This is a genomic window from Ideonella dechloratans (genome assembly GCF_021049305.1).
GTDB classification, from domain to species: Bacteria; Pseudomonadota; Gammaproteobacteria; order Burkholderiales; family Burkholderiaceae_C; genus Ideonella; species Ideonella dechloratans.
In genome coordinates this window covers 526,831-538,604 of sequence record NZ_CP088082.1, presented here as the reverse complement: position 1 = coordinate 538,604, position 11,774 = coordinate 526,831, and the positions used below count along the sequence as shown (strand labels likewise).

14 protein-coding genes are annotated in these 11,774 nt (G+C 73.6%); 1 reads left to right on the top strand and 13 read right to left on the bottom strand.

The window, feature by feature from the left end; genetic code table 11:
• Positions 1-15 precede the first annotated feature (15 nt).
• Positions 16-474 (top strand): hypothetical protein, encoded by a 459-nt coding sequence (locus LRM40_RS20465; RefSeq protein ID WP_151125583.1) that lies wholly within the window; start codon positions 16-18, stop codon positions 472-474.
• On the opposite strand, the gene LRM40_RS20460 is transcribed toward LRM40_RS20465, so the two are convergent.
• Genes LRM40_RS20460 through cbiE form a run of 13 tightly spaced genes read right to left on the bottom strand, consistent with a single transcriptional unit; the run spans position 466 to position 11,772 of the window.
• Positions 466-2,007 (bottom strand): cobyric acid synthase, encoded by a 1,542-nt coding sequence (locus LRM40_RS20460; protein WP_231067877.1) that lies wholly within the window; start codon positions 2,005-2,007, stop codon positions 466-468. The two genes, LRM40_RS20465 and LRM40_RS20460, sit on opposite strands and share 9 nt — an antisense overlap.
• Positions 2,004-2,906, bottom strand: a complete 903-nt coding sequence (locus LRM40_RS20455) for a cobalamin-binding protein (RefSeq protein WP_151125584.1) — start codon at positions 2,904-2,906, stop codon at positions 2,004-2,006. The genes LRM40_RS20460 and LRM40_RS20455 overlap by 4 nt, the downstream gene beginning before the upstream one ends.
• Before the next feature lies 1 nt (position 2,907).
• Positions 2,908-3,483, bottom strand: a complete 576-nt coding sequence (gene cobU, locus LRM40_RS20450; RefSeq protein WP_151125585.1) for a bifunctional adenosylcobinamide kinase/adenosylcobinamide-phosphate guanylyltransferase — start codon at positions 3,481-3,483, stop codon at positions 2,908-2,910.
• A gap of 10 nt (positions 3,484-3,493) precedes the next feature.
• Positions 3,494-4,111 (bottom strand): histidine phosphatase family protein, encoded by a 618-nt coding sequence (locus tag LRM40_RS20445; protein ID WP_151125586.1) that lies wholly within the window; start codon positions 4,109-4,111, stop codon positions 3,494-3,496.
• 4 nt (positions 4,112-4,115) lie between these two features.
• On the bottom strand, positions 4,116-4,958 hold the full coding sequence (locus LRM40_RS20440; protein WP_151125587.1) for an adenosylcobinamide-GDP ribazoletransferase: 843 nt from the start codon (positions 4,956-4,958) through the stop codon (positions 4,116-4,118).
• On the bottom strand, positions 4,955-6,037 hold the full coding sequence (locus LRM40_RS20435; protein WP_231067876.1) for an aminotransferase class I/II-fold pyridoxal phosphate-dependent enzyme: 1,083 nt from the start codon (positions 6,035-6,037) through the stop codon (positions 4,955-4,957). Before LRM40_RS20435 ends, LRM40_RS20440 begins: the two co-directional genes overlap by 4 nt.
• Positions 6,034-7,020: an adenosylcobinamide-phosphate synthase CbiB gene (cbiB, locus tag LRM40_RS20430; RefSeq protein ID WP_231067875.1), complete on the bottom strand. Its 987-nt coding sequence runs from the start codon at positions 7,018-7,020 to the stop codon at positions 6,034-6,036. Before cbiB ends, LRM40_RS20435 begins: the two co-directional genes overlap by 4 nt.
• Positions 7,017-7,445 carry a (2Fe-2S) ferredoxin domain-containing protein gene (locus LRM40_RS20425; protein WP_151123349.1) on the bottom strand — a complete coding sequence of 143 codons (429 nt, stop codon included), beginning with the start codon at positions 7,443-7,445 and terminating at the stop codon, positions 7,017-7,019. Before LRM40_RS20425 ends, cbiB begins: the two co-directional genes overlap by 4 nt.
• Positions 7,442-8,443 carry a precorrin-3B C(17)-methyltransferase gene (gene cobJ / locus LRM40_RS20420; RefSeq protein WP_231067874.1) on the bottom strand — a complete coding sequence of 334 codons (1,002 nt, stop codon included), beginning with the start codon at positions 8,441-8,443 and terminating at the stop codon, positions 7,442-7,444. The genes LRM40_RS20425 and cobJ overlap by 4 nt, the downstream gene beginning before the upstream one ends.
• On the bottom strand, positions 8,440-8,871 hold the full coding sequence (locus tag LRM40_RS20415; RefSeq protein WP_151123348.1) for a cobalamin biosynthesis protein: 432 nt from the start codon (positions 8,869-8,871) through the stop codon (positions 8,440-8,442). Before LRM40_RS20415 ends, cobJ begins: the two co-directional genes overlap by 4 nt.
• Positions 8,868-9,629 carry a cobalamin biosynthesis central domain-containing protein gene (locus tag LRM40_RS20410; protein ID WP_151123347.1) on the bottom strand — a complete coding sequence of 254 codons (762 nt, stop codon included), beginning with the start codon at positions 9,627-9,629 and terminating at the stop codon, positions 8,868-8,870. The genes LRM40_RS20415 and LRM40_RS20410 overlap by 4 nt, the downstream gene beginning before the upstream one ends.
• Positions 9,626-10,432, bottom strand: a complete 807-nt coding sequence (cobI, locus tag LRM40_RS20405; RefSeq protein WP_151123346.1) for a precorrin-2 C(20)-methyltransferase — start codon at positions 10,430-10,432, stop codon at positions 9,626-9,628. Before cobI ends, LRM40_RS20410 begins: the two co-directional genes overlap by 4 nt.
• The gene (gene cbiE / locus LRM40_RS20400; protein WP_151123345.1) at positions 10,429-11,772 is read right to left on the bottom strand and encodes a precorrin-6y C5,15-methyltransferase (decarboxylating) subunit CbiE; all 1,344 of its coding nucleotides are present in this window, start codon (positions 11,770-11,772) and stop codon (positions 10,429-10,431) included. The genes cobI and cbiE overlap by 4 nt, the downstream gene beginning before the upstream one ends.
• Positions 11,773-11,774 lie beyond the last annotated feature (2 nt).

Here is an 11,774-nt window from a genome sequence, read left to right as displayed (position 1 = left end):
ATCTGGAGACGCCCCATGCGCAAGACCGCCCTTCACGCCGCCACCGGCACCCTGGCCCTGTTGCTGGTGGCCACCTTTTGGACATCGACCCTGGTCTCGGAATTGCTGCTGGGCCCGCCCGCCGTGCAGGCCGTCAAGCACGCCATCGCCTGGTATGGCCTGGCCGCCCTGGTGCTGTGCATGGCAACCACCGGTGCCACCGGCCTGGCCTTGGCCCGCGGCCGCAGTGGTCGGCTGGTGGATGAAAAGCGCCGGCGCATGCCATTGCTGGGCCTCAATGGCCTGTTGGTGCTGGTGCCCTCCGCGCTGTTCCTGAACGCGCGCGCCAGCGCCGGCCAGTTCGACGACGTCTTCTACGTCGTACAGGGGCTGGAACTGCTGGTGGGGGCCGTGCAGTTAACGCTGCTGGCGCGCAATGTCCGCACAGGTCTGCGCTTGTCCGGGCGCCTGCGGCCTGCGCCCTCTTCAGCCTGAGCGCGGGGACCCCGCGGCCAAGCGCCACAAGGTGTCGGCGTCCAGGTGTTCCTCCAGCACATCGGCCAGCCGGTCCAGGCTGGCTTCGCGCAGCGCGGCCAGGTCCACCGCGGCGGCGTCGCGCAGGCCGGCCCAGCGCAGCAGCGCGGCCTGCGCCCGCGGGTCGTCGAACAGGCCGTGCACATAGCTGCCCAGCACCTGGCCGTCGGGGCTCAGCGCGCCATCGGGGCGCGGGGCGACGCCCTCTTCACCCACCGGCTGCAGCCAGGCCGCGGGCTGCTGCAACGCCGTGCCCTGGCTGATGCCCAGGTGGATCTCGTAGCCTTCCACATGCGCGGGCCCATCGCTTGCCCCGGGCAGGGGCGCCAACCGCCCCTGCACCCGCCGCAGCTGCTTGTCGGCCGCCAGCGTGGTCGTCATGTCCAGCAGGCCCAGGCCGGCCGCCTGGCTGCCGGCGGGGCCTTCCCGGCCCAGCGGGTCGTGCAGCGCGCGGCCCAGCATCTGGAAGCCGCCGCAGATGCCGATGAGCTTGCCGCCGTAGCGCAGGTGACGGGCGATGGCCGCCTCGTGGCCCTGCTCGCGCAGCCAGCGCAGGTCGGCCAGGGTGTTCTTGCTGCCGGGCAGGACGATCAGATCGCAGGCCGGCAGCGCCTGGCCCGGGCCGACGAAGCGCAGGTCCACCTGCGGGTGGGCGCGCAGCGCGTCGAAATCGGTGTGGTTGCTGATGCGCGGAAACACCGGCACCGCCACCACCAGGCGCGGGCCATGGGCGGCGGCGGCCTGCTGGGCGTCCACCGCGTCCTCGGCGTCCAGGTGCAGGCCGTGCAAATAAGGCAGCACCGCCAGCGTGGGCTTGTCCGTGCGCTGCCGCAGCCAGTCCAGGCCAGGCGTGAGCAGGCTCACATCGCCGCGGAAGCGGTTGATGACGAAGCCGCGCACCAGGGCCTGCTCTTCGGGCGACAGGCAGGCCAGGGTGCCGGTCAGGTGGGCGAAGACGCCGCCGCGGTCGATGTCGGCCACCAGCAGCACCGGCACCCGGTAGGGCAGCGCAAAGCCCATGTTGGCGATGTCGCGGTCGCGCAAGTTCACCTCGGCCGGGCTGCCGGCGCCTTCCACCAGCACCAGGTCGTGCGCGGCGCGCAGGCGCTCGAAGCTCTCGCGCACCGCCTCGAAGGCGATGGGCTTGTACTGGTGGTAGGCCCGCGCATCCATGTCACTGCGCACCCGGCCGTGGATGATGATTTGCGCGCCGGTGTCGCTGCTGGGCTTGAGCAGCACCGGGTTCATGTCGGTGGTGGGCGGCACGCGGGCGGCCAGGGCCTGCAGGGCCTGGGCGCGGCCGATCTCGCCGCCGTCCACCGTCACCGCGCTGTTCAGGGCCATGTTCTGCGGCTTGAAGGGCGCCACCCGGGCGCCCTGGCGCACCAGCCAGCGGGCCAGGCCGGCCACCAGCGTGCTCTTGCCGGCGTCCGAGGTGGTGCCCTGCACCATCAGCGCCCGGCTGGGGATGTCGCGCCAGGGCCGGGCCGTCATGGCTTGGCGGCCAGGTCGGCGCGCACCTTGTCCAGGCCCTCGCAGAGCTGCTGCGCGCCGTCCACGATGCGCGGGCCCTGGCGGCTGATCAGGTCGGTGTTGAGCCACACCACATGGTGGCGGGCGATGGGCTCGAACTGCTTGAACGGCGCCCACAGGGCCAGGCTGTCGTCGGGCTGGCCGCCCACGCTGGCGGCCACCAGCACCTGCGGCTGGGCGGCCAACACCGCCTCGGGGCTGACGGTGGGCACCAACGCTGTCTGCTGGGCAAACACATTGACGCCGCCGCACAGGCGGATGGCGTCGCTGATCAGGTGTTGCCGGTTCAGCGTGAGCAGCGGCTGCTGCCACACCTGGTAGAAGACCCTGAGCGGGGTGCGCTGGCTGTAGCGGACCCGCAGCGTCGTCACCCGCTTGGCATAGGTGTTGGCGGCGGCGTTGGCCACGTCCTCGGTGCCGGCCAGCACGCCCAGGCGGCGGATGCCCTCGCCCACGTCTTCCAGGGTGTGCGCCTCGCTGTGAAAGAGCGGGATCTTCAGTGCCCGCAGGCGCTCGATCTGCCGCGCCGAGCTGCCGTGCATCCACACCACGATCAGGTCGGGCTTGAGGGCGACGATGCGTTCCAGGTCCAGCGCATGGGCGTCGCCCACCTGCGGCAGGGCCTTGGCCTCGGGCGGGTAATCGGCATAGCGCACGGTGGCCACGATGCGGGGGCCGGCACCGGCCGCGTAGAGCAGCTCGGTGGTGTGCGGCGCCAGGCTGATGATGCGCCGCGCGGGCGCGGGCAGCGTCACGGTGCGGCCGTCATCGTCCTGGGCGCTGACGCTGGCCCGGGCGGGGCCGCTCAACACCATCGTGGCGGCCAGCAGGCCGGCAACGCACAAACTCAGCGTCTTCATCTCACCCCTTGAGCGGCAGCACGCAGCCGGCCATCACGAAACGCACCCGGGCGCACTGCGCGGCCAGGGCCTGGTGCAGGCGGCCGCTTTCATCGACGAACAGGCGGTTGACCGCCCCCAGCGGCACGATGCCGTGGCCCACCTCGTTGCCGATCAGCAGCACCGGGGCCTGCAGCCGGGGCAGCACGGCCAGCAGGGCCGCGCGGCCGGCCTGCCAGCGCGGGCCGGGCTGCAGGGCGCGCACGCTGTCCAGGTCCAGCTCCGGCGGCAGATCGGCCAGCAGCAGGTTGGTGAGCCACAGGGTCAGGCAGTCGACCAGCAAGAGGCGCTGCGGGCCGTCCGCCGCGGCCAGGGCCTCGGCCAGCGCCAGCGGCGCCTCCACCGTCTGCCAGCCCGCCGGGCGCTGGGCCTGGTGGGCGGCAATGCGGGCCCGCATCTCCTCGTCGCGGGCCTCGCCGGTGGCGACGACCACCACCTCGCGGCCCGGCGCCTCGGCGGCCCAGGCGCTGGCCTGGCGCTCGGCCCAGGCACTCTTGCCGGAACGGGCGCCGCCCAGGATCAGGGTGTGTTCGGCCATGGGTCGGTCTTCATGCATTGAGGGCGCGCAGCGCCCAGCCGCCACCGGGCAGCGGGTCCAGCCAGGTCAGGCCGCCGAAGTCCAGGGACACCGGCGCCTGCTGCGGATCGGCCGAGGCCACCCAGCCCTGGGCCGCGCCCAGCGCCACGCGCAAGGGCCCGGCATGGGCCACCACCAGCACCGCCTGGCCGGGCTGGCTGGCGGGGGCGTGCAGCGCGGCCAGGGCGGCCTGCACGCGCGCGATCAGGGCGTTCTGCGTCTCGCCGCCGGGCGGGGCGCGGTGGTGGGTGTCCGCCGCCCAGGGGTCGCTCTCCACACGAGGGATGTCGTCCCAGCGCCGGCCCTCCCAGGCCCCGAAATGCAGCTCCATCCAGCGCGGGTCCACGGCCACGGCCTGGCCGTGGTCCGTCGCCAGGTGCTGGGCCAGCAGGCGGGCGCGGCTCAGCGGGCTGCACACCACCGGGCCCAGCCGGACGCCCGCCCCGATGCGTTCCAGCAGCGCGCGCAGGCGCTGGCCCACGCCGTCGAAGGGCGGGTCGTGCGGCTGCAGCAACGGCACATCGGCCTGGCCGTAGCAGGTGCCGGCCGGCAGGTCCACGCGGGTGTGGCGAACGAGGATCAGGGCCATGGGTTCAGGGCCAGCGGCTCAGGTGTTCCACCGCCGGCGTCACGGACAGCAGCGACAGCAGCACCACCAGCTCGGTGATCTGCTGGGTGGCGCCCAGCGCGTCGCCCACATAACCGCCCAGGCGCCGGCGCAGGTAGCGGATGGCAAACCAGGCCACCAGGCCGGCCGACACCGCGGCCGACAGGCCCGGCAGGCCCAGCAGCGCGGCCGGCAGCAGGGCCACGATGGAGGCGAAGACCAGCGGCCCGCGGGCCACGCCCTGCGCGATGGGCTTGGACTTGGACAGCGCGTCCTCGCGCACATAGTCCAGCCGCGCCATGATCCACAGCACGCCCCAGCGGCTCAGGGTGTGGGCGGCGATGGTCACGCCCAGCACCGGCCACAGGCCCCAGGCCCGCTCGGCCAGCAGGCTCAGCAGCTGCGCCTTCAGGCCCAGGGTGATGACCACGCCCAGGGTGGCGTAGCTGCCCACGCGCGAATCCTTCATGATGGCCAGCACCTGGTCGCGCTGCCAGCCCCCGCCAAAGCCGTCGCAGCTGTCGGCCAGACCGTCCTCGTGGAAGGCACCGGTCAGCAGCACGCCTGCGGCGATGGCCAGCCAGGCCGCCACGCCGGGCGTCCACAGCTGGTTGGCCCCCCACAGCACCGCGCCCACCACCGTGCCCACCACCCAGCCCACGCTGGGAAAGTGCCGGGCCGAGGCATTGAGCTGCGCGGCCGACCAGCCCACCCAGGCGGGCACCGGCACGCGGGTGAAGAACTGCAGCGCGGTGAAGAACAGGCGCAACTCGCCTCGCAAAGCGCCCTCCTGGCGCGGGGTCTCGGGCCCCGGTGCGGTGCTGTTCATGCGCCCTCGCCTTCCTCGCCCTTCCAGCGGCTGTCATGCCAGACCAGGGCCAGCGCGGCCTGGGCGTCGGGCGACTGGGTGGACACACGCACCCAGCCCGGCAGGCCGAAGGAGCTGGCGTCGCGCAGCTTGAGGCCGGCGCTGCGCAGCTGGCGCAGGCGCAGTTCCAGCAAGCGGGCCGGCAGCGGCGGGCGCGCCAGCCAGAAGGGGGTGACCGTGGCGCGCTGGGCCCAGCCCAGGTCGCCCAAGAGGTGGCGTTGCATGGTGCGCCATTGTTCCAGGGTGCGGCGGCTGTCAGCCAACCAGGCCTGCACCGCCTCGCCCCACCAGGCCAGCAGCATCTGCTCGCCCTCGGCCGACAGCACCCAGCTGGGCGCCAGCGCCCGCAGCCGCTGGCCCAGGCCCTCGGCGGCCTCGGTGGGCGCCAGCACATAGCCGGCGCGGATGCCCGTCAACCCCAGCGCCTTGTTGGGCGACCACAGCTGCCAGGCCCGCGCGGCCATGCCGGGCAGGATGGGGTCGCCGCCCTCCAGCCGCAGCGGCTCGTAGGCGCGGTCCAGCACCAGCCAGTGGCCCTTGGCCCAGGCGATCTCGGCCAGCGACTGCCAGAAGCTGTGCGGCAGGCTGACCCCGGTGGGATTGCAGGGCTCGTTGAGCCAGACCAGGGCCGGGTGGTGGGCACGGTCCAGCGCCTCCAGCAGCGTGGCCGGCGCCGGCCAGCCATGCACCTTCAGCCCCAGGGCGTAGGCCGCAGCGGCGTAGTCGCCATAGCCGGGCGCGGGCACCCAGGCCTCGCCCAGGCCCTGCAGCTGGGCCAGCAGGGTCAGGCGGCGGATGGCCTCGCTGCTGCCGGCGGTGGGCAGCACGCGGTTGGCCGGCACACCATGGTGTGCCGCCAGCCGCTCGCACAGACGGCCGTAGTGCGGGTCGGGGTAGCGGCGCCGGTCGGTGGCAGCCAGGGCGTTCACCAGCGCCTCGGGCAGGGGCAGCGGGTTGGCGTTGGTGGAGAAGTCATGCAGGATGGCCGGCCCGCCATCGGGGCCACCGTGCTCGGGCCAGGGCATGGGAGCGAGGCTCATGCGCGCCCCCCGCCCAGCGACAACGCCCCGCCCCACAGCCAGGCCAGGCCTACCAGGGCGGCCATGGCGGCCAGGGCGCCCACCACGCGGCCACACCAGCGCAGCGCCCGCGGCACATCGGCCGCCGCCGGCACGGGATGGCCCTCGTTCAGCACATAGACGCCCGGCTTGCCCAGGCGCCGGCCCAGCAGCAGGGCCAGCGCGCCCATGGGCCAGCCGCTGTTGGGCGAGGCGGTGCGCCGGGCCTGGCCGCGCAGTGCAGACGCGCCCGGCCAGCGGCCGGCCGCCGCGCACAGGGCCAGCGCCGTCAGGCGGGCGGGCGGCCAGTTCAGCACATCGTCCGCGCGGGCGGCCCACTTGCCGCCCCACTCGCGGTGGTCACGGTAGCCCCACATCGCGTCGGCGGTGTTGGCAAAACGGTAGAGAGCCGCGCCCGGCAGGCCGGCCACGGCAAACCAGAACAGCGGCGCCACCACCGAGTCGCTGAGGTTCTCGGCCAGGGTCTCCAGTGCGCTCTCGCGCACCTCGTCGGCACTCAGCCGGTCCACCGGCCGGCTCACCAGCCAGGACAGGCGCTGGCGCCCTTCGGCCAGCGAGCGGTCCAGCGCAGCCTGCACCGCACCCACCTCGTCGCGCAGCATGCGCCAGGCCAGCAGAGGCTTGAGCAGCACGCCCAGCAGCAGGCCCTGGGCCAGGGAGCGCCAGGGCCCGGTCCCCAGCCAGGCGGACGACAGCAGGCCGGCCTGCAAGAGGCCATACACCCCCGCCACAGCCACAGCGCCCAGCCCCCAGGCCAGCGCGCCCGCCACGACCGCCCGGCGCGGTGCCAGCGGCCACAGCCGGGGGCCGACGGCACCCAGGGCCCGGCCCATGGCCACCACCGGGTGCCAACGCGCCGGGGGCTCGCCCAGCACCCGGTCCCAGGCCAGGGCGACCAGCACCGCCACGGCGGCCGCTGGCCAGGAGAGATCCAGTCCGATCACGCCGCGCGGTCTCCTTCCAGGCCCAGGGTCTCGTCGTCGGCGGCGGTGGCCGCGCAGCCCGGTCCCTGGTGGAACACCCGGTCAGCCACGGGCCGGCCGTGGCGCAGGTGTTCGTCGATGATGCGGTCCATGGTCTCGGGGGTCACGTTGTCGTACCAGGTGCCGTCGGGCTGCACGCAGAGGATGGGGCCGCCCTTGCACGCGGCAAAGCAACTCACCCGGCTGCGCTTGACCCGCAGGGCACCTTCGTTCAGCCCGGCGGCCTTGAGCTTGTCGCCCAGGCTGTCGAACAAGGCCTGCGATTGTCCCTCCTGCGCGCAGCGCGGGCCGGTGCACACCAGCAGATGTCGCGCATACGCACCGATGCGCGGGCGCGGCAGCGCGTCGGCCGGGACGATGGGCACGGGGTTCGTCGCCTCGCTCATGCCTCGCCCTCCTCGGCCGCCGCCGCCGTGGGGGCCTCGGCCGGTGCCAGCAGGGCCTGCACGATGTAGTCGGCCGGCAGGCGGTGGCGGCGGGCCAGCTCGTCCGGGGTGGCGCCGGCCTGGTGTTCGGCCTGCAGGGCCCGCAGCCAGCCCAGAAGGCCGGTGGAGAGGGACCGCCCGGCCTGCTCGCCGGCGCGGGTGGCGCCGCCCTCTTCCAGCGCGTACTTGTTGGCGTAGCCGCGCGGGGTGACCATGCGGCCCTCGCGCACAAAGGTCTGGCTGTTGCCGATCAGCACGGTGCTGAGCATGCCGATGTCGGCCTCGGCCATCTGGTCCAGCGTGGTGAAGCTGATCTGCTCGCGGCGGCGGTAGGCGCTCTTGACGATGGCCACCGGCGTGTCCGGCCGGCGGTGGCGCAGCAAGAGCTGCTGGGCCTGCACGATCTGCTGGGTGCGCCGCCCGCTCTTGGGGTTGTAGAGCGCGACGACGAAGTCGGCCTGGGCCACCGCGTCCAGCCGGCGGGCGATGACCGGCCAGGGGGTCAGCAGGTCCGACAGCGAGATGGCGCAGAAGTCGTGCGTCAGCGGCGCGCCCACCAAGGCGGCGCAGCTGTTGAGCGCCGAGGCGCCGGGCACGATTTCGACGGCGATGCCCGAGTCGGGCGTCCAGCCGGCCTCGAACAGCACCTCGTAGGTGGGCCCGGCCATGCCGTAGACGCCCGCATCGCCCGAGGACACCAGGGCCACCTTCTTGCCGGCGCGGGCGCGGGCCAGGGCTTCGATGGCGCGGTCCAGCTCCTCGGTCATGCTCTTGCGGATGACCTCCTTGCCCTCGATCAGGTCGGCCACCAGCTTGATGTAGGTGACGTAGCCGATGATGGTGTCCGCCTCGGCGATGGCCGCGCGGGCGCGGCCGGTCATGTGTTCCACGCTGCCGGGGCCGATGCCCACCAGCATGATCTTGCCCGCGGGCGCGGCCGTCTCAGTCACATCGTTCATGCGTTCTCTCCGGGGTTCATGGGTTCGGCCCAGGCCACCGAGACGGTGGCGTTGCGGCCATCGGCGCCCTTCACGCGCAACTTCTCCAGCAGCAAGGCCTCGGGGCCACGGGCACCGGCCACCAGCAGGGCCGCGGCCTCGCTGACCGAGGGGGTGCCGGTGTGGCGGCGCACGGTCTCGGACGGGTTGGGCACCGGCACCGCCGCCAGCGCCTGGGGCGTGAAAAAGCGCAGCGGCCAGCCGCGGTGGCGGGCCAGGGCCAGCATGCCGATCTCGTCGGCCTTGAGGTCGATGCTGCCCATGCCCACCACCTGCAGCTCGGCCCAGCCGTGGCGCAGACGCACCTCCACCAGGGCGCGGGTCACCGCCTGCTCGAAGGTGTCCAGCGGCGTGCCGCGGTCGCAACCCAGGCCCAGTGCGATCTTCATGTCCGGTCCTCCAGCGGCGGCCGGTAGACCACCAAACGCTGGTCCAGCCACTGCCACAGCGCGGGCGGCACCGGCGCGTGGGTGACCCACAGCACGGCGGCATAGCGGTCCAGGTCGACCTCGTCGAAACGGGTGAAGCGGTGGATGTGGGCCGGCAGCGGCGTGGGCCGGGTCCACCAGTGCGGGCTGCCGGCTTCCTGCACAAAGGCCACCGGCTCCTCGTTGACCACCGCCGCCGACACGCGGGTGATGTTGAGCTTGGGGGCCTCCACGGTCCAGCCCAGCTCGCGGCCCAGGATGTCCACCGGAATCGTCCTGCCCACGTCGGAGGCGGTGGTCAGCACCGGCGTGGCGCCCAGCAGCGCGGCCACCGTCTCGGCCATGGCGTTGGCACCGCCCACATGGCCCGAGAGCACCGGGATGACGAACTGCGCGGCGTCGTCCACCACCAGCACGCCGGGGTCCTCGTCCTTGCTCTTCAGGTGCGGGGCGATCAGCCGCACCACCGCACCCAGCGAGACGAAGAAGACGATCTGGTCGTAGTGCGCGAACAGGCCGGGCACCTCGTCCTTGAAGGCGCCCTCGTAGGCGCGCACCGGGTTGAGCTGGCCGGCGAAGGCGGCGGCGAACTTGGCCGCCACACAGACCTCGGCCGCGGGCAGCTGCCGCGCCAGGGCCACGGCCTGGGCGGCGCCGTGCTTGGTCAGGGCCACCAGCACCGTGCGGGGCACCGGGGGTGAGAAGGACAGGTCGTTCATGGCGTGTCGAGGGGAGCCAGGGTGGGGGCGGTCTTCTTCAGGCAGCCGCGGATGCGCTCGCCGCGCAGGCGCTGCCCATGGCGCACCAGCAGCAGCGACAGGTAGCTGACCGGCTGACCGCGCAGAGCCAGCATCTCGGCGCCGCGGTACACCCGCTCGTCCGGGGCGCCGCAGCGCTCGATGAAGTCGGCACCGGCCAGCAGGCCGCGCGCGATCAGCCAGTCGAAGATCGGCTCGATCAGCGGCTTGACCTTCAGCAGCACCAGGGTGTCGAACTCGGGCAGCAAGCGGTCCAGCGCATCCACGCCGTAGGCCGCCGGCACGATGGCCACCGTGTCGTCCTGCTCGGACAGCGGCCGGCCCAGGCGCGCGCAGGCCGCCGTGAAGGCATTGACGCCGGCCAGGGTTTGCACCGGCAGGCCCGGCACCAGGGCCTGCAGCGTGCGGGCCAGGTGGCCGAAGGTCGCGTAGGTGCTGGCGTCGCCCTCCACCAGGAAGAGCACGTCGCGCCCGGCCTGCAGCCAGGGCAGCACCGTCTCGGCCGCGCGCTGCCAGTGGCGCAGCAGCTTCTCGGCGTCGTGCGTCATGGGGAACAGCAGGGCCTGGTGCTCGGCCGGCGGCGTCAGGCCCGCGCGCCGGGCGATGTCGAAGGCGTAGCTGGGCGTCTTGGTGCTGCGGGCCGGGTAGACCCACACCACCTCTTGGCGCTGCAGCTGGGCCCAGGCCGCGCGAGTGATCAGCTCCGGATCGCCCGGGCCCAGGCTGACGCCGATCAGGGTGCCGGGGGTCACGGGGACCGTCATGCGCTCGCCTCCTCAGGCGCGGTGCCGCGCTGGGCGCAGACGATCCACACCGGGTTCTCGGCCGCCATCCGGTGCATCTGCAGGATGGGCTTGCTGCGCGCCGCCTGCAACTGCAGCACATCCCAGGCCGCCCCAGCTTCGGTCAGGGCCTGGGTGGCGGTGGCCAGGTTCTCCAAGGTCACGAAGTTCATCACCAGCCAGCCGCCCGGGCGCAGGCGGGCCAGGCACAGCGTGATCAGCCCGGCCAGCTCGCCGCCGGAGCCGCCGATGAAGACGGCGTCCGGGTCGGGCCAGCGGTCCAGGTGTTCAGGCGCCCTGCCGTGCACCAGGGTGTGATTGCTGACGCCGAAGGCTGCGCGGTTGCGCGCGGCGATGGCCACATCGTCGGCGTTCTTCTCGATGGCCCAGACATGGCCCTGCGGACACAGACGCGCGGCCTCCAGGCCCACCGAGCCGCTGCCCGCGCCCAGGTCCCAGACGCGGCTGTCGGTCCGCAGTTGCAGCCGCGCCAGGCTGACGGCGCGCACCTCCTGCTTGGTGATCAGGCCCCCTTCCTGGTTGCCCCGGGGCTGGCGCTGGGCATAGGCCGCATCGGCCAGGCCGAAACGCACGGCGGGCTGGCGCGGCTGCAGCCGCCACAGCAGCAGCACATTGGGATCGGCAAAGCGCAGCGTGGCGGCCTCGGCCGCGCTCAGGCCGCTGCGCACCCGCTCGCCCGGTTGCAGCAGGCATTCGGCCACCGCCAGCTGGAAGTCCTCGCCCAGGCCCTCGGCCAGCAGCAGGCGGGCCACGCGGTCGGGGCTGTTGTCCGGGCTGGTGAGCACCAGCAGGCGGTCGTGCTGGCGCAGGGCCTGGGCCAGCCGATACAGGCCGTGGCCGGGCTCGGCGCCCGCCGCCCATTCGCCGGCATCGCTGCCATGGATGGAGACGATGACGGCGTCCTGCCAGGCCAGGCCGATGCGGGCGCAGGCCAGCTGCAGCGTGGAGCGGTTGGGCAGCACCTCCAGCGCGTCCAGACACAGGCGCGCGCCCAGGTAGGCGGCGATGCCGTGGCACAACGGGTCGCCACTGGCCAGCACCACCACCCGCTGGCCCTCGGCCCGGGCCGCGTCCACCCAGCCGGGCACCCGGGCCAGCGCGCCGCCCAGGTCGAGCCGGCGCGCCTCGGGGCGGATCTCCGCGGCCAGGGTCTGCAGCTGCCGGGTGGCGCCGATCACCACATCGGCCGTGCGCAGATGGGCCAGGGCCGTGGCGTCCAGGCTGGCGGCGCCGTCGTCCAGCACGCCGATCACGCGGCAGGGGTTGGGGTCGCGGAACCCCGGTTCCAGGGAGTCTTTCATGG